Raw genomic sequence first — 24,204 nt, 5'->3', positions numbered from 1 at the left:
ACGGTTTCGACACCGCTATCGACACGGATTTCGGACGTCCCGTAGCGGAGTGTGGGGGGCGTGTCTGGCCAGTCCCGGCATATCCGTCAACTCGCCATGCCGAAACGGATAGTTCTATACACAACTTTCACAGCTGTGACTATCAACCGTACCTGTGAGGAACCTAGTCTTCCCGCGTCATGGACTACTGCCACCCGTGCCGACGGCACCTGAATGGCGCCCTCGCCTGCCCCGGGTGCGGCGCCATGGTCGAAGATCACCACGCGTACACGGGTGCCCCGAACCAGGCGTACCCGCAGATGACCGAGCGCACCGCGGGCGTGCCCGCGGGGGCTGCCGGAGGCCAGGGCTCGTACGGGACGTACCAGGGGTACGCGGGCTACGAGGGGCAGCACGGCGGCGGGTTCGGCGGTGCCGGGCACGGCACCCCCCAGGACGGCGGCGTCACCCGCGCCGAAGAGGCCGAAGTGGCCGTGGACGCCGCCGATGCCCCGGACGCCACGGACGCCGAGCCGGTCACGGTGGTCGGCGGGCGGGCCGCGCGACGGGCCGCGCAGCGACGTGGCCGGGGGCGCAGGCGTGGTCACGACGAGCGTGACGAGTACGCGGAGAGCGACGAGTACGCCGAGGACGAGTACGACGAGTACGCCGACGACGAGGACGACCTCGATGCGGACGAGGAGTCCGGCGCGGGCGGCGCGAGCCGTCGCGATCGCAAGGCCGCCGCGCACCGGCGCCGCCGGCGCCGGACGCTGCTGATAGCCGCCGGTTTCGTGCTGGCCGCCGGCGGCCTCAGCCTCGCCGAACTCGGCATGGACGCCCCGGGCAACAGCCCCAGGCCCGCGGCCGCCGGGGACGAGTCGGCGGAGGGCGCGGCGGAGTCGGAGGTGTCGCCGTCACCGGACGCGACGGACGGAAGCCCGCGAACGGATGCCGAGGGGTCGTCGAAGGACCCCTCCACGTCCCCCTCCGCGTCCAAGTCCGCCAAGGACGACAAGGACAAGGACAAGGACGAGGACAAGGAAGACGACGAGACCCCGTCCAAGGACCCCCAGTCCGGCGCCACGGGCGGTGGCCCCGGCGTGCCCACCTCCGCCCCGACGCCCACCCCCACCTCCGGCGGGGACCCGACGCCGACGAGCGAACCGACCACCTCCGACCCGACCCCCGATCCGTCACCGACCGAGACGTGCGACCGGTTCCTGTGGTGGTGCACCTGAGCGACGGTCGTCGTTCACGCCGGTGAACTCACCGGGCGGGAACCTCACTCGGTGGCGTCCCGGCCCGGGGTGCGAACGCCAGCCGGCCCAGGGCCCGCCAGTCGACCGCCGGCTTCGCGTCGGGCACGCCCGGCCGCTCGCGCGGAACACGGACCCGCAGCGCCCCCGGCAGGACCCGGCACACCACGGGCGCGGGCAGCCGTAGGGCCTCGCCGTCGACGCCGACCGGGACGTCGGGCGAGTCGGCGTCGACCTCGACCTCGGCCACGGCCAGGGTGGTCAGGCCGCGCGCGTACTGGCCGCGCAGCAGACCGGCCGCCTGGGCGGCGTTGTCCACACTGATCCCGAGGACGCCCAGCTCGCCTGAGTCCAGCCGCGGACGCCGGCCGACACCGGCCGCGTCGCCCAGTTGGTACGGGTTGTTGCTGATCAGGACCCCTTGAGGGGCGTCGATGGCCACGTGCCCCGCCCGCACGGTCAGCCGGGGACCGGCCTGATGGGTCAGCAGGTCCGGCAGCTCCCGAAGGATGGTGCGCACCTTGTCGTCGCGGTAGGCCGGGCTCTGCACGACGACCGCGTACGCCCCGAACGACGCGGTGTTCACGAACACGCGGTCACCGATCAGACCGAGGTCGACACGGAGTTCGACGCCGTCGGTGAGGGCGTCGAGGCAGCTCGACGGGTCGTCGCGGTCCAGACCGAGGTCCATCGCGAAGTGGTTGCGCGTGCCGGCCGCGATCACCACGAACGGCACACCGTGCTCGGCGGCCACCCCCGCCACCAGTGCCTGGGTGCCGTCCCCGCCGGCGACCCCCAGCAGATCGGCCCCCTCGGCCACGGCCCGGCGGGCGAGCTCGGCGACGTCCTGATGGTGCTCCGGGTCGAGCACGGCGACCTCCGCCCCGAGGGCCCGTGCCTTGGCGACGAGGTCGAATCTGCCGACCTTCCCGCCGCCCGAGCGGGGGTTCATGACGAGGTACGGCGATCTGGGCGGGGGCGTGGCGTGTTGCCATGGCCTCCGGTGCCTGACGGACATGGCGAGCGCGGCCCGTCCGATCAGCGCCGCCACCGTCCACAGGGCGAGGGTGGACAGTACGGCCCACAGCAGGCCCACCGTCGCGTAGGCCAGCAGCACGGCGGTCGGCACGAGCAGGGCGAGGACGGCGGCCAGCGCCCGGACCAGGCCGCGGCGGGAGAGCGTCCACCACAGCGCGGCGGCGGTGACACCGAGCCCCGCGATGCCGACGGCCAGCACCGCGAAGCTGTTCACCCCGGCGACCGTCAGGAGCAGCGCGAGGGCTCCGGCGGCGACCAGCAACGCCAGCCGTGCCGACCACCTCGACGCCGCACCCTGTCGGTGCTCTGCCGCCCCGGACGTAGGAGCGAGGTTCTGTGGACCCTGCACAGCCGTATCCCACCGCCCGCACGCCGGGCCCGCATCACCTGCGCCGGGTGATCTCACGGGGGACGTGCTCGTCAGTCGCGCAGGAAGGTGCCGGTGACCTCCTTCTCCTGGCCGGAGCCGGACCGGCCGCCGACATCGACCAGGACACGGCGGACGGTGCCGCCCAGGAAGCGGAAGGGCGGGTCGTAGTCGCCCGGGACGGCCGGGCTGCTGTCCCGGCCCACGCACAGACCGCCCCCGCCGTCCGGGGCGAACCTGCCCGGCTCGGTGCGCAGGCGCAGCCGGCCCGCCTCCCGGCCGTCGACGCGCAGGGTCAGGGTGCCGGACGTGCGCCCGTCCTCCTCGCGTTCCTCGGCGCGGAAGACGGCGGAGAGCACATGGTCGCCCGGCGCGACCGGCTCGGACGAGCCGACCTTCTGCTCGGTCCGGCCGGGCCGGTGGTGGACGTAGTGCAGCCGCCCGTCGAGCAGATACAGACTGTGCCCGCCGAACCGGCCGCCCTGCGCGAACAGCACCCCACGGGCCTCCGGGGTGTCCAGCCGTACCTCGGCGGCCAGGGTGAAGGACCGGCCGTGGACATCGACGGCCACCGACTCCGGGACCGGCGCGCAGTCCGGGTAGTACACATAGTGGTCGCGCGGCTCGGACACCCGCGGTCGCGGCGCGGCGGAAAGCTCCCTGGCCGTACGGTCGTCCAGGGGCAGCCCCTGGTACCGCGCGGCCTCCCGCTCCCACAGACGCCTGAGTTCCGCCAGCTTCTCGGGGTGCCGGGCGGCGAGGTCGTGGGCCTCGGAGCGGTCCTCGCGCAGGTGGTACAGCTCCCACGGGTCGTCGTCGTAGGAGATCCGGCCGGTCGGCGCCGGCGGGTGCACGGCGGCGGCGTGCCAGCCGTCGTGCCAGACGCCCCGGGTGCCGAGCATGACGTAGAACTGCGTGTCCCGGGGTTCGGGCGCCGCGGGATCCTCCAGCACGTCCCGCAGGCTCGCGCCGTGCATCGGGGCCTGCGCATGCCCCTTGACCGACTCGGGCGGGCGGATGCCGAGCAGGTCGTACAGGGTCGGCACGATGTCGACGGCGTGCGTGTACTGGTGCCGTATCCCACCGGCGGTCCCGAGGCCGGCCGGCCAGGACAGGATCATCGGATCGGCGGTGCCGCCCTCGTAGGAGGCCCAGCGCTTCCAGTACTTGAAGGGCGTGTCGAAGGCCCAGGCCCATCCGGTCGGGTAGTGGCCGTACGCCGTGTTCAGGGAGCCGTTGGGACCGCCCTCGCCGCTCGCGCCGTTGTCCGACACCACCACCGCGATGGTGTTGTCGAGTTGCCCCGACTCCGTCAAGTAGTCGATCAGGCGTCCGAGTTGGGCGTCGGTGTAGGACACGAACCCCGCGAACACCTCCGCCATGCGTACGAACAACCGCCGCTCGCCGTCGTCCAGGGTCTCCCACGGACGCACGAACTCACCGGCGGACCAGGACCGTTCGCCGTGCGGGTTCAGGGGCGTGAGGTCGGTGCCGGAGGGCATCAGCCCCAGCTCGATCTGCCGCCGCAGCGTCAGCTCCCGGTACACCTCGTACCCGTCGTCGAACACCCCCCGGTACTCGTCCGCCCACTCCCGCGGCACCTGGTGGGGCGCGTGTCCGGCGGCCGGGCACAGATAGGTGAACCAGGGCTTCTCCGGGGCGACGACCTTGGCGTCACGGATGAACTCGATCGCCCGGTCGGCCAGGTCCCGGGACAGGTGGTAGCCCTGCTCGGGGGTCCGGTCCACCGGGTGGGGGTGGTTGTCGTACACGAGCTCCGGGCGGTACTGGTCGGTCTCGCCGCCGAGGAAGCCGTAGAACCGCTCGAAGCCGCGGGCGAGCGGCCAGTGGCGCTTGGCGGAGGCCATGTTGGACTCCTCCGCCGGGCACAGATGCCACTTGCCGACGCAGTAGGTGTTCCAGCCCCGCTCCACCAGCACCTCGGCGAGGGTGGCGTGCTCCGCCGGCATACGTCCGCTGCGGTTGGGGAAGCCGCCGGTGGCCTCGGTGCCGCGGGCCATGCCGTTGCTGGTGGCGTTGCGGCCGGTCAGCAGGCAGGACCGGGTGGGCGAGGACAGCGCGGTGGTGTGGAAGTTCGAGAACCGCACCCCGGTCTCCGCGAGCCGGCGCATCGCCGGTGCCCGGACCCGGCCGCCGAAGAAGTCGAACGTCCCGAAGCCCACGTCGTCCCAGACGACGAAGAGAACGTTGGGCGCGCCCCCAGGCGCATGCGGCTCCCGGTACGGCTCCCAGTCCGGCACCGAGTCCCGCACGTCCCGCGCGATCCGCCCCCAGAACTGAAGCGCCATGAGGCCTCCTCGACCGGTACGACTCCGGTGCCATGCCAACAGCACAGCGCCGCCACGTCCTCACCCACCGGGGGTGAGGGGGAGCGGGGAGAGGCTTCCGTCGGGGGTGAGGGGAGCGAGGAGACGCTTCCGCAGCCGCGAGCACCCCGGTCGCGCCCTCGCACCCCCGTGGCTGTGTGAGATGAGGTGCCGCCGGGCCGCGAGGCCGTGTACTCGCCGTAGGGCTGCCCGAGCCCGCGGTCGCATGGTGAGAGCCGGGACGTCGTTGCGCCCGCTCCACGGCTTGGCGAAAACGGCCGGCGACCAGCGATCGCACCCGCTCCCGCTCTCGCGAGCAGCCCGAAAGGCGTCCTCGTCCACCCCGGCCACGAGGAGGCGCGAGGCCGCCCAGGCCTCGAACCGCCTGCCGTGGACGACACCACCGTCACCACGCCAGACCGTGAACCGGAGCCCCGGCAGGCCGGCGAGTCCGCAGGCGTCGGGCGGACCCCGCACATCCCGCGCCCGAGCGCCAGCCCGCCACCCGCCTAGCCTGGATGTATGGGAACGGTACGGCGAGCCGAGCCATCCGGGTCCGCGGTCGGACGGTCGCGCCTCAGGCCCGCCGCGCTCGCTCCGTACCGTCGCCGAACCAGCCTGCGGCCGCGCCACGCCCCGCCGGGCCTACGCCTCCGCCCCCAGCATCCGCCGCAGCAGGTCCCGCAGGGACAGGCGCTCCTCGTCGGAGAGTCCCGCGAGGGGCTCGCGGGCGAAGCGCAGGGACTCGCGCAGACCGCGGGCCACCTGGCGGCCCTCCTCGGTGACGGCCGCCAGCTTCACGCGGCGGTCCGCCGGGTCGGGGCGTCTCTCCACCAGCCCCCGGGCCTCCAGCCGGTCCACGATCCCGGTCACGTTCGACGGCTCGCACCGCAGCCGCTGGGCCAGCTTCCGCATGGGCAGCGCCTCCAGCGACAGCAGACTCAGCAGCCGTGCCTGCGCGCCGGTCAGGGCGTGCTCGGCGGCGGCCTCCTCGTACTCCTCGTGGTACCGGGCCACGACCGCGCCGATGAGGTCGACGACTTCGAGGGTCAGTTCATCCGGACGGCGGGTCTTGTGTGGAGTGGCCATGCTCTCAGGGTACCCCCGTTACTTGACATCCTGAAATATTCAGGAGCATGGTTGTTTCAGATGCTGAAGTAAATTACCGGAAAGGCGCACCTCCATGAGCAACCGCGAATGGCACCTCCTCTCCCGCCCCGTCGGCTGGCCCACGGCCGACGACTTCGCCCTGGTCGAGTCCGAGACGCCGACGCCCGGTGACGGCCAGGTGCTCGTACGGAACAAGTACCTCTCCGTCGACCCGTACATGCGCGGACGCATGTCGGCGGCCAAGTCCTACGCCGCCCCCTACGAGCTCGGCAAGGTCATGCAGGGCGGCGCCGTCGGCGAGGTCGTCGCCTCCAACGCCGAGGGCATCGCGGTCGGCGACCACGTCCTGCACTTCTTCGGCTGGCGCGAGTACGCGGCCCTGGACGCGAAGAACGCCGTCAAGGTCGACCCGGACGCCGCGCCGCTCTCCACCTACCTCGGCGTCCTCGGCATGACCGGCCTCACCGCCTACGCCGGCCTGCTGCGCACCGCCTCCTTCAAGGAGGGCGACTCCGTCTTCGTGTCCGGTGCAGCCGGTGCCGTGGGCAGCCAGGTCGGGCAGATCGCCAAGCTCAAGGGCGCCTCGCGGGTCATCGGGTCCGCCGGGTCCGACGAGAAGGTCAAGCTCCTGGTGGAGGAGTACGGCTTCGACGCCGCGTTCAACTACAAGAACGGCCCGGTGAGCCAGCAGCTGCGCGAGGCCGCGCCCGACGGCGTCGACGTCTACTTCGACAACGTCGGCGGCGATCACCTGGAGGCGGCCATCGGCTCCCTCAACCGGGATGGCCGTATCGCCGTCTGCGGCATGATCTCCGTCTACAACAACACCGAGCCCGCTCCCGGCCCGAAGAACCTCGCCCGTCTCATCGCGACCCGCGGCCGTATCGAGGGCTTCCTGGTCGGCGACCACTACGACCTCCAGCCGCAGTTCGTGTCCGAGGTCGGCCCCTGGGTCGCCTCGGGGCAGCTCAAGTACCGCGAGACGGTCGTCGAGGGCATCGAGAACAACCTGGAGGCGTTCCTCGGGGTCCTGCGCGGCGACAACACCGGGAAGATGATCGTCAAGCTGTAGGTCTGTGCCGGGTTTCCGACATGCGGTAACTTCTTTCCGAAACCGTCGTCGATCGTGGGCGCGAGTCGCGGCGGACCGAGGAGGAGAAGACACCGCATGTCCATCCAGCAGACCGACGTCCTGTACACCGCTGTCGCCACCGCCGAGAACGGTCGCGACGGCCGGGTCGCCACCGACGACGGCAAGCTCGACGTCGTGGTGAACCCGCCGAAGGAGATGGGCGGCAGCGGCGCCGGCACCAACCCGGAGCAGCTGTTCGCCGCCGGCTACAGCGCCTGCTTCCAGGGCGCCCTGGCCGTCGTGGCCCGCCAGGAGCAGGCCGACGTCTCCGGCTCGACCGTCACCGCCAAGGTCGGCATCGGCAAGAACGACGACGGCTTCGGAATCATCGTGGAGATCTCGGCGCAGATCCCGAACGTCGACGCCGAGACCGCGAAGGGGCTCGTCGAGAAGGCCCACCAGGTCTGCCCGTACTCGAAGGCGACGCGCGGCAACATCACCGTGACGCTGGTCTGACCCGGGCCGCCGGCCCGCGGGCGCTCCCAGCCCGCGGCCGGTGTCGTCGGCCCGGTCGGGTCGGTGGGCCGTTGCCCCGTGTCGTCGCCGGCGGTCAGCCCGCGAGCGCCGCCCTGTGCGCCGCCCTGATGAACCGCTCGTTCTCCGGTGCCGCCCCGCCCGGGTAGGCGCAGCGGCGGCGGGTGTAGCCGTAGGCCAGGCCGCTGCGGGGGTCCGCGAAGGCCTGGGAGCCGCCCACGCCGCCGTGGCCGAAGGTGCCCGCGCCCAGGAACGGGTACAGGGTGTCGCAGAGCGCCTGGAAGCCCAGGCCGAAGGACCGGTGGCCCCGGGCCACCAGGTCGTAGCCGGTCGAGTGGATCTGGCCGACCTCGGCGACGATGTCCGGCTTCAGCAGCGGCGGCCGCTCGTCCACCTCGCTGATGGCCGCCGCGTACATCCCGGCCAGCCCGCGCGCCGCCGCGACGCCGCCCGCCGACGCGGGCCCGCTCGCGCGCACGGCACGGGAGTTGGGGTAGTCCGTCAGGTCCCCCGGCTCCGGCACATGCGCGTTGACGGAGATCGCCCCCAGCGTGTGCGGCCCGGCCGGCTCCGCCTCCAGCTCCGCCCGCTGCCGCGCCGTCGGCGCCATCGGCAGCACGGAGCGGTAGCGCGGCTCCAGCTCCTCGGGGAGCCCGAGGTGGAAGTCCAGGGCATAGGGGGCCCGGATCCGCTCCTCGTACACCTCCTGGAGCGTACGGCCGGTCGCACGGCGGACGACCTCACCCGTGAGCGCGCCGATGACCAACGCGTGATAGCCGAAGGCCGAGCCCGGCCGCCAGAACGGCCGCTGGTCGGCGAGGCGTTCGGCCATCGCGCGGTCGTCGGCCAGCTCGGCCCGGCTGAACCCGGCGTCCAGCCCGATCAGCCCGGCCCGGTGCGAGAGCAGTTCGCGCAGGGTGATGCCGCCCTTGCCCTCGGCCCCGAACTCCGGCCAGTAGTACGTCACCTTCCGGTCCGGCTCCAGCGTGCCCTCCTGGACGAGCAGCGCGACCACGAGGTGCGCGGCGCCCTTGCTGGAGGAGAACACGCCGTAGAGGGAGTCGGCCGCACAGCCGTCACCGGCCCACAGATCGACCACCCTCCGGCCGTGCACAAAGGCGCACAACTGCCCCTCGTAGTCGGGCAGTTCACCCGCCACGAACGCGGCGAACTCCTCGCGCACCGGCTCGAAACCGTCCGCGACGGTGCCGTGGATCCCCTGCGTCATCCGCTCTCCTCTGCTGAACCGCTGCCGCTGCCGCTGCCCGCGCGATGTCCGGACAGCGTCCGTTCCACCGGTACGGCGATGCGCACCCGTTCGACTCAACCCGCCCCCGAAGCCGCTGTGACCCCGGCGTGACAAGCCCAGACTAGAGTTCGGTCCATGCGCGATCTCGGGGCCGGTTTCAGTTATCTCCTCAAGGGCCAGCGATGGGTGGCCCGGCACGGCAGGCAGTACGGGTTCGGGCTGATCCCCGGCCTGATCACCCTGGTGCTGTACGCGGGCGCACTGGTCGCCCTCGGGCTCTGGGGCGAGGACTTCGTGGCGTGGTCGACGCCGTTCGCCGACGACTGGTCGAGTCCGTGGCAGGGCGTCTTCCGCGGCTTCCTCACCGCCGTCCTGTTCGCCCTGGGCCTGCTCCTCGCCGTCCTCACCTTCACCGCGGTCACCCTGCTGATCGGCCAGCCCTTCTACGAGAACCTCTCCGAGAAGGTCGACCGGGACGTCTCGCCCGACGGCACCGCCCCCGAGTCCGGCCTGCCGCTCTGGCGCGAGCTGTTGATCTCGGCCCGCGACAGCCTGCGGATCGTGCTGCGCGCGCTCGTCTGGGGCGTCCTGCTCTTCGCCCTCGGCTTCGTCCCGGTCGTCGGCCAGACGGTCGTGCCGGTGGTCGGCTTCTTCGTCACCGGCTTCTTCCTCACCGAGGAGCTCACGGCGGTCGCCCTGCAACGCCGCCGTGTCGAACTCCGCGACCGCCTCACCCTCCTGCGCTCCCGCAAGACCCTGATCTGGGGCTTCGGCACCCCGCTCGGCCTGTCCTTCCTGGTGCCGTTCGTGGCGGTGTTCCTGATGCCGGGGGCGGTGGCGGGGGCGACGCTCATGGCGCGGGAGCTGATGGGGGAGGAGACCCGGGAGGAAGCGGCGCCCGCGCCCGACGCGGAGCCCGTCAGCCGGTGACCGGACTGTCGGCCGCCACCGTCAGGATCGTCCGGACCTGGGCGATGATGTCCAGCCGGTTGCGGACGAACTCGGGGTCGGTCACCGACCCCGTCGCCGGGTCCGTGTTGCCCGCGCCGAACTGCAACACCGGCGTGTGGACATGCCCGCCCGGCAGCGTGTCGTGCAGCCCCAGCCGGTCCCGCAGCAGCGTGGCCCGGTAGGCGATCTCGTTGGACAGATAGTCCCCGCCGCCCCCGGCCCGGGCCGTGGACCCCGGCGTCGGCCCGTCCGGCCGTACGACGGCCTGGGTGCCGCCCGCCGGGATCTCGGTCACGCCGGTGTTGTCGTACACCGGGAAGCGCCCGGTGTTCGCGGCGACGATCTCGGCGTACGGCAGGGTCGTCGTCGTCCACTGCGGCTGCGAGGCCGGGTCGGTGACCGGGACGGTCTCGGTGCGGGAGACGTTCTCGTTGTCCGGGAAGCCGCCCCGCCAGGCCCCGTTGGTCCGCTCGACGTCGAACTTGCCGACCCGCCCCTGGCTCACGGTCGTGAAGAGGTCGACCTGCTTCAGGTACGGCCGCAGCGTCCGCTCCACCGTCCCCTGCGCGAAGTCCTGCCAGCGCACCGGGAACACGGCCGTCTCCACCCGCGCCGGCCCGTCCGCCGTCTCGATCACCGTGCCGTCGAGGGCGAGCGCGGTCGCCCCGGACGGGTTGGAGATACGGATGTCACGGTCGAGGGTGAACGGATCGAACCCGGTCACCAGGACCCGCTTGAGGCCGCCGTGCCGGTACTGGATGTCGGTCTGCCCGCGTGACGTCCGCTCCAGCACGTCCAGCAGCGCGTCCCGCTGCCCGTCACCGAGCCCGAACGCCGGCTCCCAGGTCCGTACGTCCCGGGTCATCGACAACCGGGCCCAGTACAACGGCCGGTCGTCGTCCCGGCTCAGATCGCCCCCCGCCGGCCCCCGCCCCTGCGCCCGCTCGACGGCCCTGCGCCACAGCGCCGACCCCTCGCGCTCGACGACGTGACGGGCCTGCGCGTAGGACCGGGCCGCCCGCAGATCACCGGCGAACCGCGTCGCCGGGGCGTCGAATCCGGAGCGGCGCAGGATCTCCTGGGGGACCGCCTTGTCGAGGCGCTGTTCCTCGACGGTCGGCGAGGGGGCCGTGGCCTCGGCGGCACCGGCCGTCGTCGGCGCCGCGAACCCGGCCAGTAGCGCCAGTCCGAGCACGCCGATCCGAACACGTAGGGAATTCAAGGCGGTCAGGTCCTTCCGTCGCCGTGGGGAGCGTGGTCGGCAGTATGGCGTGACGGCGGGGACATGGGTAGATCACTGAGACGACCTGGCCACTTTCCGCAACACCCCGACGAGCCACGCGTCGGCGGTGGCGAAGTGCCCCAACCGCAGCCGCCCACCGGCCACTTCACGCCCCTGTGCCACAGGGCCGACTCCTCGCGCTCTTCCCGGGGGTCGAGGTCGTCGCCGTCGTCACTCCACGGTCTCGCCCAGCAGCCTGAGGAAGTCCCGGAACGCGCCGGGCATGTCCACCGACTCGGGGTCCAGGAGCCACTGGTACTGGAGCCCGTCCATCACGGCCACCAGCAGGGGAGCGGCGCGCTCGGGGGTGAGGCCGTTGGGGAGCCGGTCGCCGTACTCGGCGCGCAGGACCTCGGCCATGTTGGCGCGCACCCGGGAGTACCGCTCGGTGAAGTACTCGCGCGCCGGATGACCCTCCGTCACGCTCTCGCCGAGCAGCGCCGAGAAGGTCTGGATGATGCCGGGCCGCATCGCGTTGTACTCCACGAGCGAGGCCAGCAGATCGACCCGCCACCGGGTGTCGGGCACGGCGTCCCACTGGTCCCGCTCCTGGAGCACCGCGACGAGCAGCGCGTCCTTGGTCGGGAAGTAGTGCAGCAGTCCCTGCTGGGTGAGCCCGACCCGCTCCGCCACCGAGGCCAGGCTCGCGCCCCGGTAACCGCGCTCGGCGATCACCTCCAGAGCCGCCCGGACGATCTCGGCGCGGCGCTCCTCGCTCCTGACCCTCGCGTTCATGGCGTCACCGTACGACATCGCCGTACGGCTTATATTACAGCAAGATAACGAAACCTACCGGTCTACAGGTAGCCGATGCAGGATGGAGGCACGGACGCACAGCCCGGACTCAACGAGGAGGCACCGCGATGGCGGGAACCCGCACCCAGGCCGACGACACACGCGAGGCGGTCCCGACGACACACGCGAGGCGGTGGTCGAGGCGGCGCTCGGCCGGCTCGACCTCGACGCGAAGGCGCGGCTGCTGTCCGGCCAGGACATGTGGACCCTGCCCGCACTCCCCGAGATCGGCCTGAAGTCGCTCGTCATGTCGGACGGGCCGATCGGCGTCCGGGGCGTGCGCTGGACCGCCGACGACCCGTCCGTCGCGCTGCCCTCGCCCACCGCCCTCGCCGCCGCCTGGGACCCGGAGCTCGCCCGCCGCGCCGGCACCCTCCTCGCCCAGGAGGCCCGCCGCAAGGGCGTCCACGTCCTGCTCGCCCCGACCGTCAACCTGCACCGCTCCCCGCTCGGCGGACGCCACTTCGAGGCGTACAGCGAGGACCCGTATCTCACGGGGACGATCGGCGCGGGCTATGTGAGCGGCGTCCAGTCCGGCGGCGTGGGCACCACCGTCAAGCACTTCGTCGCCAACGACGCCGAGACCGAGCGCTTCACGGTGAACAACACCGTGAGCGAACGCGCCCTGCGCGAGCTCTATCTGGCGCCCTTCGAGATCATCGTGGAGAACGCCCACCCCTGGGGCATCATGACCGCCTACAACACGGTCAACGGCACCACGATGACCGAGCACCACCACCTCGTGAACGAGGTCCTCAGGGGCCAGTGGGGCTTCGACGGGTACAACGTCTCCGACTGGATGGCCGCCCGGTCGACGGTGGGTGCGATCGAGGGCGGTCTCGACGTCGCCATGCCCGGCCCGCACACCGTCTTCGGCGAAGCCCTCGCCCAGGCCGTCCGGGACGGCAAGGTCGCCGAGGCCACGGTCGACGCCGCCGTGCGCAACGTCCTGCGGCTCGCCGCCCGCGTCGGCATCCTGGACGGCGCCGAGCCGGCCGTCACCGAACTCCCCGGGACCGTGGACGGCACGGCCCTCGCCCGCGAGATCGCCCACCGCTCCTTCGTCCTGGTCCGCAACCAGGGCGCCCTCCCGCTCCGGCCGCACGGCACCGTCGCGCTCATCGGCGCCGCCGCCCGCGACGCCCGCGTCCTCGGCGGCGGCTCCGCGACCGTCTTCCCCGACCGGATCGTCTCCCCGCTCGACGGCCTCACCGCCGCCCTCCCCGAGGGCACCCTCACCTACACGGTCGGCGCCGACCCGAACACCGAACTCGCTGTCGCCGACAAGGGCTTCGAGCTGCGGGCCGTGTGCCGGGACCGGGAGGGGAACGTCATCGGCACCGGTTCCGCCCCGAACGGCCAGGTCCAGTGGATGGGCTCCGACCTCCCCGAGGGCGTCACCCACGACGCCCTGCACACCGTCGAGCTGACCGGCACCTTCACCCCGCGCGACACCGGCCCGCACACCTTCGGCATCAAGGGCATCGGCGCCTTCGAGCTCACGATCGACGGCACCACGTACTACGACGACGTCCAGCGCCCCGCCAAGGACGACCCGTTCATCACCTTCTTCGGCGCCCCCGTCCCGCGCGCCCAGCCCGAACTCACCGCCGGCGAACCGGTCGAGGTCTCCCTCACCTACGTCGTCGAGTTCCCCGAGGGCATCCCGATGAAGGTCGTCGGCTTCACGCTCGCCCACCAGGAGCCGCAGCGCGACCCCGACGAGCTGATCGCCGAGGCCGTCGAGGCCGCCCGGAGCGCCGACACGGCCGTCGTCGTGGTCGCCACCACCGACCGCGTCGAGTCCGAGGGCTTCGACCGCACCGACCTGACACTGCCCGGCCGCCAGGACGAACTGGTCCGTGCCGTCGCCGCCGCCAACCCGAACACCGTCGTGGTCGTCAACTCCGGCTCCCCGGTGGAACTGCCCTGGCGCGAGGACGTCGCCGCCGTGCTGCTCAGCTGGTTCCCCGGTCAGGAGGGCGGCGCCGCCCTGGCCGATGTCCTCACCGGCGCCCAGGAGCCGGGCGGCCGGCTGCCCACCACCTGGGGCTCCCTGTCCGACGCCCCGGTCACCGAGGTCACCCCCTCGGCCGGTGAACTCCCCTACAACGAGGGCGTGTTCATCGGCTACCGCGCCTGGGAGAAGCAGGGCCGGGTCCCGTCGTACCCCTTCGGACACGGCCTCGGCTACACCGAGTGGGCGTACGAGTCCGCCGAGGTCCAGGGCACGACGGTCACCGTCCGGCTGCGCAACTCGGGTGAGCGTGCGGGGCGCGAGGTCGTGCAGGTCTATCTGGCGCCGGGCGAGCCGGACGCCGAGCGGCCGGCGAGGTGGCTGGCCGCCTTCGCGGGCGTGACGGCGGAGCCGGGGGAGCGGGCCGAGGCCGTGGTCGAGATCCCCCGCCGGGCCTTCGAGGTGTGGGACGCGACGACCAATTCGTGGACGTTTGTGAAGGGTTCGTACGAGATCCAGGTGGGGCGCTCGATCGCCGACCGCAAGGTGACGGCGACGATTAACGTCTGACCCGGGAGAAGTACCCAGGAACAGCCCCGGTCCGGTCCTGACGCCCGGGCCGGGGCTCGTGGGTGCGGTGAGGCCGGCCGGCGTGCCGGGGGATCAGCGCGCCGAGAAGCCGTACACCGTCTCCGACCGGAACACCTCACCCGGCCGCAGTACCGTGCTCGGGAAATCGGGCCGGTTCGGCGAGTCCGGGAAGTGCTGGGTCTCCAACGCGATGCCGTCGCCCGGGGCGAAGGGCTCGGTCAGATGGTCGGCGGTGTAGAGCTGGAGGCCGGGTTCGGTCGTCGCCACCGTCAGCGCCCGCCCGGTCGACGGGTCGTAGAGCTCGGCGACCTCCTGCGGAAGCTCCGTCACCCCCTTGTCGAGCACGAAGTTGTGGTCGTACCCGACGCCGACCTTCCGTGCCTGACGGAAGTCGAAGCGGGTGCCCGCGACCTCGTCCGGGGAGCCGGTCGGGATGAGACCGTCGTCCACCGGGGTGAACCGGGAGGCGGCCAGCCGCAGTTCATGACCGCCCGCGTCACCGGAGCCCGCCCCGGCCAGGTTGAAGTAGCTGTGGTTGGTCAGGTTCACCACGGTCGGCGCGTCCGTCACCGCCTCGTAGGCGATCCGCAGCGCCCCGTCGGCGTCGAGCGTGTACGTCACCGAGACGTCGAGCAGCCCCGGGAAGCCCTCCTCGCCGTGCGGGCTGACCCGACCCAGGCGCACCCCGTGCTCGACCGGTGTCACGTCCCACACCCGCTTGTCGAAGCCGCGCCCGCCGCCGTGCAGGGAGTTCGGCGCGTTGTTGGGTTCGAGCGCGTACGTCAGACCGTCCAGCGGGAAGCGGGCCTGTGCGATCCGGTTGGCGTACCGGCCGATGACGGCGCCCAGATACGGCTCCGGGTGCTCCAGATAGCCGTCCAGGCCGGCGAACCCCAGCACCACGTTCGCCGGGTGCCCGTCCCGGTCGGGTACTTCGAGCGACTGCACGATCCCGCCGTACGACAGCACCCGTACCCGTACGCCCGCGCGCTCCAGGGTCCAGCGGTGGACCTCGGTTCCGTCGGAAAGTGTGCCGAAGTGTTCGCTCATGAGCGGAACACTAGTTCGTGACCGTCCGGTAGGCGATCTCGGCCAGCCGTGCCTGACCGTTGACACTCGGATGGAACCAGTCCCACTGGCTCAGCTGCTGGCCGTCGAAACGGAACGCGTACACCGCCCCGTCGTCGAAACGGCACCGGCGGTCCTTCGCGCAGACCTCCTCGAGCACCTGGTTGTAGGCCTCGACCCGCTTCTGCACCGTCTCGCGCCGCTCGGTCGCCGCCGCCGAGAGGGAGTCGGCGTCACCCAGCATCGACGGGCAGATGCCGAGCTTCCACACCTGCTTGCCCAGCGGGTTGGTGCGGCCCTGCTCCCACAGCCGCATCAAACTCGGCACGCTCGCGACATACACCTGGGTCTTCGGCAGGGCGTCCCGCAGCGTGCTCATCGCGTCCGCGAACTGCGTCCGGAAGTCGGCGACCGACGTCATGGCGCCGGTGGACGCGCGGCACGCGTCGTTGGCCCCCGCCATCACCGCGACCAACTCCGGCTCACGGGTGACCGCCTGGGCCATCTGCCCGGCCACATCCGCCATCCGGGCCCCCGTCACGGCGTAGTTCCAGCTCCGCTCGGCCGCCTTCGCCTTCCCCAGCAGCCGGACCGCCAGACTGTCGACCTTCGGACTGCTGCCGGTCGCCCAGGACACCTCGGGGCAGTCCGACAGGACACCGCAGGCGTCGAAACCACGGGTGATGGAGTCCCCGACGGCCGCGACCGACGCGGGGCTGCGGTCCCAGGTGGGGGTCGGCTTCGGCGACGGGCGGGCGCCGCGCGCCTCGGTGCCGGACGGCGCCGGCGAGTCGCCGCCGACGGCGTCACAGCCGGCGACACCCACCACGGCCGCGGTCACAGCGGCGAACACAGTGAGCGAGAGATGCCGTCGCTTCCGCATGCCCTGATCCATCCCCTCGCTCGGCCGGTCGGCTCCATCCACTGATGTCTCCAACCCATACCAACGCACAGGGGTTCCCACCCGGCTGATGCAACGGCTCACACCCGTACAAGCGTCCCCCCGGGTGAATGGCGGACGTTTCACGGCACCGGGACCGACGGTACGTCACACTCCTTGCGCCGCCGCACGGTAGCCTCGCCATCAACGTGGCTGCCCGGCCGCGATCGTCCGCCAGTTCGCAAAGATGTCCGCTCTGCCCGGAGGTACCGGTGACGACACGTGGAGTTCTGTACGTGCACTCCGCGCCGCGCGCGCTGTGCCCGCACGTCGAGTGGGCCGTCGCCGGGGTGCTCGGCACACGCGTCAACCTCGACTGGATCCGGCAGCCCGCCGCGCCCGGCACCTGGCGTTCGGAGTTCAGCTGGCAGGGCGAGGCGGGCACCGCCTCCAAGCTGGCGTCGGCCCTGCGCGGCTGGCACCTGCTGCGCTTCGAGGTCACGGCCGAGCCCTGCCCCACCGCCGAGGGCGAGCGCTACAGCTGCACCCCCGAACTGGGCATCTTCCACGCGGTGACCGGCATCCACGGCGACATCCTGATCCCCGAGGACCGGCTGCGCGCCGCCCTGGGCCGCTCGCAGCGCGACGAGACGGACCTGGAGGCGGAGATCGCCAAGCTCCTGGGCAAGCCGTGGGACGACGAACTGGAGCCCTTCAGATACGCGGGCGAAGGCGCCCCGGTCCGCTGGCTGCACCAGGTGGTGTGAAGCTCGCACACCTGAAGGGCCCCCACCTCGCGAGGTGGGGGCCCTTCAGGTGCGTACGGTGGCGGCTCAGATGGTCCGGAACGCCAGGACCACGTTGTGCCCACCGAACCCGAACGAGTCGTTCAGCGCGGCGATACGGCCCTCGACGGGCAGCTTGCGCGCCTCACCACGGACGACGTCGGCGTTCGCCTCGGCCTCCGGGTCCAGGTTCTCGACGTTGATGGTCGGCGGAGCCACCCGGTGGTACAGCGCGAGCACGGTGGCGACCGTCTCCACACCACCGGCACCACCCAGCAGATGCCCGGTCATCGACTTCGTGGCCGAGATCGCCATGTGGTCGGCGTCGTCACCGAAGACCTTCCGCAGCGCCTTCAGTTCGGCGACGTCACCGGCCGGCGTCGACGTCGCGTGCGCGTTGACGTGCACGATCTCCGCCGGGTTCAGGTCGGTGCGCTCCAGCAGGTTCTGAAGGGCGTGCGAGATGCCCCGGCCCTCGGGCTCGGGCTGCACGATGTCGTGGGCGTCGGCGGAGATGCCCTGGCCGACCGCCTCGGCGTACACCCGGGCGCCGCGCTTGGCGGCGTGCTCGGCGGACTCCAGGACGACCACGCCGGCGCCCTCACCGAGGACGAAGCCGTCGCGCGCGACGTCGTAGGGACGCGACGCGCCCTGCGGGTCGTCGTTGTTCTTGGACATCGCCATCATGTTGCCGAACGCGGCGATCGGCAGCGGGTGGATCGCCGCCTCCGTGCCACCCGCGACGACGACGTCGGCGCGGCCGGTGCGGATCATCTCGATGGCGTAGCCGATGGCCTCGGCGCCCGACGCGCACGCGGAGACCGGCGTGTGCACGCCCGCACGGGCGCCCACGGCCAGACCCACGTTGGCGGAGGGGCTGTTCGGCATCAGCATGGGGACGGTGTGCGGGGAGACGCGGCGAACGCCCTTCTCCTTGAGCACGTCGTACTGGTCGAGCAGGGTCGTCACACCGCCGATGCCGGAGGCGATGACGGCACCGAGACGGTCCGGGTCGATGTTCGGGTCCTCACCGGCCTTGGCCTCGAACCCGGCGTCCTTCCACGCCTCCTGCGCCGCGATCAGCGCGAACTGCGCCGAGCGGTCCAGTCGGCGGGCCTGCGGCCGCGGGATGACCTCGGTCGGCTCCACGGCGACCGGCGCGGCGATACGGACCGCCTGCTCGGCGGCCCACTCCTGCTCCAGGGGCTTGACACCGGAACGTCCGGCGACCAGGCCCTCCCAGGTAGAGGCTGCGTCGCCACCCAGCGGTGTGGTTGCGCCGATACCGGTGACGACCACGGTGCGATTGGTCGAGCTCACGGGAATTCTTTCTCCAACGGATACGAGGATTCAGCGGCGCCACCGCCGGGTGGCGGGGCAGTCAGCCCAGCGGTCTGATCGGTGATCAGCCCTGGTGCTTGAGGATGTAGTCGGTCGCGTCACCCACGGTCTTGAGGTTCTTGACGTCCTCGTCGGGGATCTTGACGTCGAAGCGCTCCTCGGCGGCGACGACGACCTCGACCATGGACAGCGAGTCGACGTCCAGGTCGTCGGTGAAGGACTTGTCCAGCTGGACGTCCTCAACCGGGATGCCGGCGATCTCGTTCACGATGTCGGCGAGACCGGCGACGATCTCTTCCTGAGTGGCGGCCATCTTGGCGCTCCTTCGTTGATATCTCAGAGGGTTTGGCGTCCGCCGCGTGAGCGGCAGGTGGTGCTTTTCCCGTGCCGGTTCACATGATCCGGCACGGAGTGCCTAGGGGAGAGTAACGACCGTGGCGGCGTATACGAGACCCGCCCCGAATCCGATGACGAGCGCGGTGTCGCCACTCTTCGCCTCGCCGGTCGCCAGGAGCCGCTCCATGGCGAGCGGGATCGAGGCGGCCGAGGTGTTGCCGGTGGTGCGCACGTCCCGGGCGACCGTGACGTGTTCCGGCAGCTTCAGTGTCTTCACCATCGAGTCGATGATCCGCTCGTTGGCCTGGTGCGGGATGAAGACGTCCAGGTCGTCCGGGCTGATCCCGGCCGCGTCCAGCGCCTGCTGGGCGACCTTCGCCATCTCGAACACGGCCCAGCGGAAGACCGCCTGGCCCTCCTGCGTGATCGCGGGGAACTTGACGTTGCCCTCGCTGTCCAGCGGAAGCTTGTCGACATTGCCGATCTGGAACTCGTTCCACGGCACCGTCTGCTTGATCGTCTCGGACTTGTCGCCCTCGGAACCCCAGACGGTCGGGCCGATGTGCGGCTCCTGCGAGGGGCCGACCACGACCGCGCCCGCGCCGTCGCCGAACAGGAAGGCCGTGGCCCGGTCCTCCAGGTCGGTGAGGTCACTGAGCCGCTCGACGCCGATGACCAGGACGTACTCCGCGGAGCCCTCGACGATCATGCCCTTGGCGAGGGTCAGACCGTAGCCGAAGCCCGCGCAGCCGGCCGAGATGTCGAACGCGGCGGCCTTGTCGGTGCCGAGCTTGTCGGCGATCTCGGTGGCGACGGCCGGTGTCTGCTTGAAGTGCGAGACGGTCGAGACGATCACGCCGCCGATCTGCTCGGCGGAGATCCCGGCGTCGGCGATCGCCTTGCCGGACGCCTCGATGGACATCGCGGCGACGGTCTCCTCGTCGTTCGCCCAGTGCCGCGTCTCGATGCCGGAGCGCGAGCGGATCCACTCGTCGGACGAGTCGATCTTCTCCAGGATCACCTCGTTGGGCACGATCCGGGTCGGACGGTATCCGCCCACACCGAGGATGCGTGCGTACGGGGCGCCCTTGCTGGGCTTCAGCTTCGCCATGCTCGGGCTCCTTGTCAGGCGTGCGCCGCGATGAGCTCGCGAGCAGCGTCCAGGTCGTCGGGGGTCTTGAGCGCCAGGGTCTGCACACCCGGCAGCGCGCGCTTGGCCAGACCGGTCAGCGTGCCACCCGGGCACGCCTCGATCAGGGCCGTCACGCCGAGCTCCTTGAAGGTCTCCATGCACAGGTCCCAGCGGACCGGGTTGGCGACCTGCCCGACGAGGCGCTCCAGCACCTCGGCGCCGGTGGAGACCGCCTTGCCGTCCTTGTTGGAGACGTAGGTGACCTTCGGGTCGCCGGCGACGAGCTCCTTGGCCGCCTCGGCCAGCTTGTCGACGGCGGGGCCCATGTGGTGGGTGTGGAACGCGCCGGCGACCTTCAGCGGGACGACCTTGCGCACGCCCTCGGGCTTGTCCTCGTTCAGCGCGGCGAGCTGCTCCATGGTGCCCGCGGCCACGATCTGCCCGGCGCCGTTCACGTTCGCCGGGGTCAGGCCGAGCTTTTCCAGGTGCGCGACACTGACCTCGGGGTCGCCGCCGAGCAGCGCCGACATGCCGGTCTCGGTGATCGCGGCGGCCTCGGCCATCGCCAGGCCGCGCTTGCGCACGAGGGTCAGCGCGGCGGTGTCGTCGAGGACGCCCGCGAAGGCGGCGGCGGTGATCTCGCCGACGCTGTGGCCGGCGACGGCACCGGGAGTGCCCGCCGCGTCAGCGGAGAACGGGTAGGCACCCAGTGCCGTGGCGGACAGGATGCCGGCCGCGACCAGCAGCGGCTGGGCCACGGCCGTGTCACGGATGGCGTCGGCGTCGGCCTGCGTGCCGTAGTGGGCGAGGTCCAGTCCGATGGCGTCCGACCAGGCACCGAGACGGTCGGCGGCACCGGGCAGTTCGAGCCAAGGAGTCAGGAAGCCAGGCGTCTGGGCGCCCTGGCCGGGAGCGACGAGTACGAGCACTCTCACACTCTCTCTTGGGGACGGGCAGCGCCGCCCGTGGGGACAAGGACGAAGAACACGAAGGGGTTTTGTGGATCCTCGACAAAAGCCTAGAGCTGGAGATCGCCGTCGACCAGACGCCCCAGGATCAGCGCGATCCGCAAAGTGAACGCGGAGCGTACATCGGACGGCGACCAGCCGGTGACGTCAGTCACACGTCGAAGCCGGTAGCGCACGGTGTTGGGATGCACGAACAGCATCCGCGCCGCGCCCTCCAGACTGCTCGCCTGCTCGAGATAGACGGAGAGCGTCTCCAGAAGAGCCGACCCGGCCTCCTCCAGCGGTCTGTAGATCTCCTCCACCAACTGCTCGCGCGCGCTGGGATCACCGGCGATGGCACGCTCCGGGAGCAGATCATCCGCGAGAACCGGGCGCGGCGCGTCCTGCCAGGCCGAACACGCCTTCAGGCCGGCGGCCGCGGCCTGCGCGGACCGGGTGGCGGCCAGCAGATCCGCCACGACGGGGCCCGCGACGACCGGTCCGGCGGCATAAGGCCCGATCAGCGACTTGGCGACGGCGAGCGGACTGTCGCTGCCGCCCGCGATCACCACCAGCCGGTCCCCGAGCACCCCGGTCAGCACCTGGAGCTTGGCGTGCCGGGCGGCCCGCCGGATGGCCTCCACCGTCAGCTCGCTGTCCCCGTCGGGCGCCGTCCCGAGCACCACGCACACATGCTCCGGCGAGTTCCACCCGAGGGCGGCGGCCCGTGACACGGCGCCCTCGTCGGCCTCGCCGCTGAGTACGGCGTTCACCACCAGCGACTCCAGACGGGCGTCCCAGGCACCGCGTGCCTCGGCGGCCTGGGCGTAGACCTGGGCGGTGGCGAAGGCGATCTCGCGGGCGTACACGAGCAGCGCCTCGCGCAGCACGTTCTCGTCGCCGGGAGCGGCGACCTCGTCGATGGCCGACTCCATGACCTCGATGGTGGTGCGCACCATCTCCACGGTCTGGCGCAGCGTGATCGCGCGGGTCAGCTCGCGCGGGGCGGTCCCGAAGACGTCGGTGGAGATCGCCTGCGGCGCGTCGGGATGCCGGAACCACTCGGTGAACGCGGCGATACCGGCCTGGGCGACGAGGCCGATCCAGGAACGGTTCTCCGGGGGCATCGCCCGGTACCACGGCAGCGTCTCGTCCATCCGCGCGATGGCCTGCGCGGCGAGCGAACCGGAGGACTTCTCCAGTCGCTTCAGGGTCGCGGCATGGGCATGGACGTCGTGCGCGGCGGCGGGGGACTTGCGGGTTTCGGGTTCGGGCACGGGGACAAGACTGCCTTATCCGGACGCGGGCGCGTGCCGGAGGGTCGCGAGTGAGCTCCCGCAGGTGGGGCTACCGTGGTGCGCGTGATGGACGTACGGCGCGCCGCGGAGCGCTATCCGGGAGGGGATCCGGCCTCGGGCATCGCCTCACGCCACGCCTTCTCCTTCGGCCCGCACTACGACCCCGACAACCTCCGGTTCGGCGCGATGATCGCCTGCAACGAGGAGCGGCTCGCCCCCGGCGCCGGCTTCGACGAGCACCCGCACAGCCACACCGAGATCGTGACCTGGGTGGTCGAGGGCGAGCTGACCCACCGCGACTCCACCGGTCACGAGACCCGGGTCGGCCCCGGCGACGTCCAGCGGCTCAGCTCGGCGGGCGGTGTACGGCACGTGGAGCGCAACGACGCCGACGCGCCGCTGACCTTCGTCCAGACCTGGCTGGCCCCGCTGACACCGGGCGGCGACCCGGCGTACGAGATCGTCCACGGCATCGCGGACTCCACTCCGTACGCCGTCCCGGAGGCGGGCGCGATGCTCCATGTGCGCCGTCTGGCGGTGGGGGAGCGGTCGGCGGTGCCGGACGGGGCGTTCGTGTACGTGCATGTCGTGCGCGGTGACGTCCGCCTGGACGGCGAGGAACTGGACGGCGAGGAACTGGGCGCCGGGGACGCGGCGCGCATCACGGACGCCAAGGACGTGGAGGCCGTGGGCGTGAGCGCGGCGGAACTGCTGATGTGGGAGATGGCCGGGTAGCGGCGTAACCCGAGATGCCCAAGTGGTCGGGGCACCGTCAAATGGTGTGCATGGCCCGACACAAAGGCAGCGGGGGGCTGCGACGGCTCGGTGAGTGGTGTGCCCACCACTGCGTGATCGTGATCGTCGCCTGGGTGGTGGCGCTCGGTGTGCTCCAGGCCCTCAACCACATCCACGGCGGGGAGTACTCGGACAACTTCGCCCTGTCCGACGTGCAGTCCGAGAAGGGCCTGGACGTCCTCAAGGAGCACGATCCGCAGGCCGGCGGCTACAGCAGTCAGATCGTCATGCACGACGCGGACAAGTCCCTGAGCTCGTTCGGCTCACAGATGTCGACCACCGTCGCCGACCTCCAGAAGCTGTCGCACGTGCTGTCCGTGCAGAACCCGCTGGAGGCCACCTCCTCGAAGGTCGGGCCGCTGTCCTCGGACGGGAAGACCGGCTACATCACCATCCGCTTCGACGAACAGCCCTCCCTGCTGGGCGACAGCTACCTGAACGGCGTCGACAAGGCCGTGGAGCCGCTCAGACAGGCAGGCGTCGAGGTCGAGTACGGCGGATCGCTCGGCGAGCTGGAGCGGCCCGCCGGCAACGACCGGATCAGCGAGGCGATCGGTTTCGGCGTCGCCATCGTCGTCCTGCTGATCGGCTTCGGCAGTGTGATCGCCGCCTTCCTGCCGCTGATCTCCGCCCTGATCGCGGTGGTCGGCGGACTGGCCTGCCTCGGGCTGCTCGCGCTGGCGTTCACCTTCGCCACGGTCTCGCCCACCCTTGCCACGATGATCGGCCTCGGCGTCGGCATCGACTACGCCCTCTTCCTGCTCACCCGGCACCGGCAGAACCTCATGGACGGCGCCGACCCGGTACGCGCCGCCGGCCACGCCGCGGCCACCTCCGGACGCGCGGTGCTGGTCTCCGGCACCACGGTGATCGTCGCCCTGATGGGCCTGTGGGTGTCCGGCGTGAACTTCATCGGCCTGCTCGGCGTCGCCGCGGCCGTCACGGTCGTCTCCGCCGTGCTCGGCGCGCTGACCCTGGTCCCGGCGCTGCTGGGACTGGCCGGCCGCAACGTGGACCGCTGGCATGTGCGCAGGCCCATCGCCGAGACCGAGGCCGGGGGCGACACGACCCAGGGCACCTGGCACCGCTACGCCAAGCGCGTCGAACACCA

The 24,204-nt window shown here is 71.7% G+C and carries 20 protein-coding genes and 1 pseudogene; 8 read left to right on the top strand and 13 right to left on the bottom strand.

Going from position 1 to position 24,204, the window contains the following annotated elements:
* Positions 1-245 precede the first annotated feature (245 nt).
* Complete coding sequence (locus ACIQWG_RS09755) at positions 246-1,220, top strand: hypothetical protein (RefSeq protein WP_404092586.1); 975 nt, start codon at positions 246-248, stop codon at positions 1,218-1,220.
* 28 nt (positions 1,221-1,248) lie between these two features.
* Here ACIQWG_RS09755 and ACIQWG_RS09750 read toward each other — a convergent pair whose 3' ends face one another.
* From ACIQWG_RS09750 to ACIQWG_RS09740, 3 genes are all read right to left on the bottom strand, one after another.
* Positions 1,249-2,625 carry a diacylglycerol/lipid kinase family protein gene (locus ACIQWG_RS09750; protein ID WP_404092584.1) on the bottom strand — a complete coding sequence of 459 codons (1,377 nt, stop codon included), beginning with the start codon at positions 2,623-2,625 and terminating at the stop codon, positions 1,249-1,251.
* Between the two features lie 71 nt (positions 2,626-2,696).
* A complete protein-coding gene (locus ACIQWG_RS09745) occupies positions 2,697-4,952 on the bottom strand; it encodes an arylsulfatase (protein ID WP_404092581.1) in 2,256 nt (751 codons plus the stop codon).
* Between the two features lie 663 nt (positions 4,953-5,615).
* Positions 5,616-6,059, bottom strand: a complete 444-nt coding sequence (locus tag ACIQWG_RS09740; RefSeq protein WP_404092579.1) for a MarR family transcriptional regulator — start codon at positions 6,057-6,059, stop codon at positions 5,616-5,618.
* Between the two features lie 94 nt (positions 6,060-6,153).
* On the opposite strand from ACIQWG_RS09740, the gene ACIQWG_RS09735 reads away from it, so the two are divergent.
* Both ACIQWG_RS09735 and ACIQWG_RS09730 read left to right on the top strand, forming a co-directional pair.
* A complete protein-coding gene (locus ACIQWG_RS09735; RefSeq protein ID WP_404092578.1) occupies positions 6,154-7,152 on the top strand; it encodes an NADP-dependent oxidoreductase in 999 nt (332 codons plus the stop codon).
* 96 nt (positions 7,153-7,248) lie between these two features.
* On the top strand, positions 7,249-7,668 hold the full coding sequence (locus ACIQWG_RS09730; protein WP_404092576.1) for an organic hydroperoxide resistance protein: 420 nt from the start codon (positions 7,249-7,251) through the stop codon (positions 7,666-7,668).
* A gap of 94 nt (positions 7,669-7,762) precedes the next feature.
* Here ACIQWG_RS09730 and ACIQWG_RS09725 read toward each other — a convergent pair whose 3' ends face one another.
* A complete protein-coding gene (locus tag ACIQWG_RS09725; protein ID WP_404092574.1) occupies positions 7,763-8,914 on the bottom strand; it encodes a serine hydrolase domain-containing protein in 1,152 nt (383 codons plus the stop codon).
* 156 nt (positions 8,915-9,070) lie between these two features.
* Between ACIQWG_RS09725 and ACIQWG_RS09720 the strand changes: the two genes are divergently transcribed.
* The gene (locus tag ACIQWG_RS09720; protein ID WP_404092572.1) at positions 9,071-9,865 is read left to right on the top strand and encodes an EI24 domain-containing protein; all 795 of its coding nucleotides are present in this window, start codon (positions 9,071-9,073) and stop codon (positions 9,863-9,865) included.
* Here ACIQWG_RS09720 and ACIQWG_RS09715 read toward each other — a convergent pair.
* Together ACIQWG_RS09715 and ACIQWG_RS09710 are read right to left on the bottom strand one after the other, a co-directional pair.
* Complete coding sequence (locus ACIQWG_RS09715) at positions 9,855-11,108, bottom strand: pyroglutamyl peptidase (RefSeq protein ID WP_404092570.1); 1,254 nt, start codon at positions 11,106-11,108, stop codon at positions 9,855-9,857. The genes ACIQWG_RS09720 and ACIQWG_RS09715 overlap by 11 nt on opposite strands.
* 231 nt (positions 11,109-11,339) lie before the next feature.
* The gene (locus ACIQWG_RS09710; protein ID WP_404092568.1) at positions 11,340-11,921 is read right to left on the bottom strand and encodes a TetR/AcrR family transcriptional regulator; all 582 of its coding nucleotides are present in this window, start codon (positions 11,919-11,921) and stop codon (positions 11,340-11,342) included.
* Positions 11,922-11,985: 64 nt separating this feature from the next.
* On the opposite strand from ACIQWG_RS09710, the gene ACIQWG_RS09705 reads away from it, so the two are divergent.
* Complete coding sequence (locus tag ACIQWG_RS09705) at positions 11,986-14,490, top strand: beta-glucosidase (protein ID WP_404092565.1); 2,505 nt, start codon at positions 11,986-11,988, stop codon at positions 14,488-14,490.
* A 93-nt stretch (positions 14,491-14,583) separates the two neighbouring features.
* Here ACIQWG_RS09705 and ACIQWG_RS09700 read toward each other — a convergent pair whose 3' ends face one another.
* Together ACIQWG_RS09700 and ACIQWG_RS09695 are read right to left on the bottom strand one after the other, a co-directional pair.
* Positions 14,584-15,561 carry an aldose epimerase family protein gene (locus ACIQWG_RS09700; RefSeq protein ID WP_404092563.1) on the bottom strand — a complete coding sequence of 326 codons (978 nt, stop codon included), beginning with the start codon at positions 15,559-15,561 and terminating at the stop codon, positions 14,584-14,586.
* Between the two features lie 10 nt (positions 15,562-15,571).
* The gene (locus tag ACIQWG_RS09695; RefSeq protein ID WP_404092560.1) at positions 15,572-16,462 is read right to left on the bottom strand and encodes an SGNH/GDSL hydrolase family protein; all 891 of its coding nucleotides are present in this window, start codon (positions 16,460-16,462) and stop codon (positions 15,572-15,574) included.
* Positions 16,463-16,731: 269 nt separating this feature from the next.
* On the opposite strand from ACIQWG_RS09695, the gene ACIQWG_RS09690 reads away from it, so the two are divergent.
* Complete coding sequence (locus ACIQWG_RS09690) at positions 16,732-17,226, top strand: DUF3145 domain-containing protein (RefSeq protein WP_404092558.1); 495 nt, start codon at positions 16,732-16,734, stop codon at positions 17,224-17,226.
* 66 nt (positions 17,227-17,292) lie between these two features.
* Here ACIQWG_RS09690 and fabF read toward each other — a convergent pair whose 3' ends face one another.
* The 5 genes from fabF to fasR form a co-directional block, all read right to left on the bottom strand.
* Positions 17,293-18,564: a beta-ketoacyl-ACP synthase II gene (gene fabF, locus ACIQWG_RS09685; protein WP_404092556.1), complete on the bottom strand. Its 1,272-nt coding sequence runs from the start codon at positions 18,562-18,564 to the stop codon at positions 17,293-17,295.
* A gap of 85 nt (positions 18,565-18,649) precedes the next feature.
* Entirely contained in the window at positions 18,650-18,898 is a 249-nt protein-coding gene (locus ACIQWG_RS09680) for an acyl carrier protein (protein WP_004001566.1), read from the bottom strand.
* Positions 18,899-19,000: 102 nt separating this feature from the next.
* A complete protein-coding gene (locus ACIQWG_RS09675; RefSeq protein WP_404092552.1) occupies positions 19,001-20,032 on the bottom strand; it encodes a ketoacyl-ACP synthase III in 1,032 nt (343 codons plus the stop codon).
* A gap of 14 nt (positions 20,033-20,046) precedes the next feature.
* Entirely contained in the window at positions 20,047-20,982 is a 936-nt protein-coding gene (locus tag ACIQWG_RS09670; protein WP_404092549.1) for an ACP S-malonyltransferase, read from the bottom strand.
* Between the two features lie 89 nt (positions 20,983-21,071).
* On the bottom strand, positions 21,072-22,277 hold the full coding sequence (gene fasR, locus ACIQWG_RS09665) for a fatty acid biosynthesis transcriptional regulator FasR (protein WP_404092547.1): 1,206 nt from the start codon (positions 22,275-22,277) through the stop codon (positions 21,072-21,074).
* Between the two features lie 87 nt (positions 22,278-22,364).
* Here fasR and ACIQWG_RS09660 point away from each other — a divergent pair, with 87 nt between their 5' ends.
* Together ACIQWG_RS09660 and ACIQWG_RS09655 are read left to right on the top strand one after the other, a co-directional pair.
* Positions 22,365-23,033, top strand: a complete 669-nt coding sequence (locus ACIQWG_RS09660) for a pirin family protein (protein ID WP_404093533.1) — start codon at positions 22,365-22,367, stop codon at positions 23,031-23,033.
* A 14-nt stretch (positions 23,034-23,047) separates the two neighbouring features.
* Positions 23,048-24,196 (top strand): annotated as a pseudogene (locus ACIQWG_RS09655) (MMPL family transporter); the annotation flags it as partial.
* Positions 24,197-24,204: the final 8 nt, after the last annotated feature.

The sequence above is a fragment of the Streptomyces sp. NPDC098781 genome, assembly GCF_044759995.1.
Classification (GTDB): Bacteria; Actinomycetota; Actinomycetes; order Streptomycetales; family Streptomycetaceae; genus Streptomyces.
This window is presented reverse-complemented; position numbering and strand designations above follow the sequence as displayed.

Coding starts and splice junctions, on each gene's coding strand:
- ACIQWG_RS09755 (WP_404092586.1), top strand. CDS start 246: ATGGTCGAAGATCACCACGCGTACACGGGTGCCCCGAACCAGGCGTAC.
- ACIQWG_RS09745 (WP_404092581.1), bottom strand. CDS start 4,952: ATGGCGCTTCAGTTCTGGGGGCGGATCGCGCGGGACGTGCGGGACTCG.
- ACIQWG_RS09740 (WP_404092579.1), bottom strand. CDS start 6,059: ATGGCCACTCCACACAAGACCCGCCGTCCGGATGAACTGACCCTCGAA.
- ACIQWG_RS09735 (WP_404092578.1), top strand. CDS start 6,154: ATGAGCAACCGCGAATGGCACCTCCTCTCCCGCCCCGTCGGCTGGCCC.
- ACIQWG_RS09730 (WP_404092576.1), top strand. CDS start 7,249: ATGTCCATCCAGCAGACCGACGTCCTGTACACCGCTGTCGCCACCGCC.
- ACIQWG_RS09725 (WP_404092574.1), bottom strand. CDS start 8,914: ATGACGCAGGGGATCCACGGCACCGTCGCGGACGGTTTCGAGCCGGTG.
- ACIQWG_RS09720 (WP_404092572.1), top strand. CDS start 9,071: ATGCGCGATCTCGGGGCCGGTTTCAGTTATCTCCTCAAGGGCCAGCGA.
- ACIQWG_RS09710 (WP_404092568.1), bottom strand. CDS start 11,921: ATGTCGTACGGTGACGCCATGAACGCGAGGGTCAGGAGCGAGGAGCGC.
- ACIQWG_RS09705 (WP_404092565.1), top strand. CDS start 11,986: ATGGAGGCACGGACGCACAGCCCGGACTCAACGAGGAGGCACCGCGAT.
- ACIQWG_RS09700 (WP_404092563.1), bottom strand. CDS start 15,561: ATGAGCGAACACTTCGGCACACTTTCCGACGGAACCGAGGTCCACCGC.
- ACIQWG_RS09695 (WP_404092560.1), bottom strand. CDS start 16,462: ATGCGGAAGCGACGGCATCTCTCGCTCACTGTGTTCGCCGCTGTGACC.
- ACIQWG_RS09680 (WP_004001566.1), bottom strand. CDS start 18,898: ATGGCCGCCACTCAGGAAGAGATCGTCGCCGGTCTCGCCGACATCGTG.
- ACIQWG_RS09675 (WP_404092552.1), bottom strand. CDS start 20,032: ATGGCGAAGCTGAAGCCCAGCAAGGGCGCCCCGTACGCACGCATCCTC.
- ACIQWG_RS09660 (WP_404093533.1), top strand. CDS start 22,365: ATGGACGTACGGCGCGCCGCGGAGCGCTATCCGGGAGGGGATCCGGCC.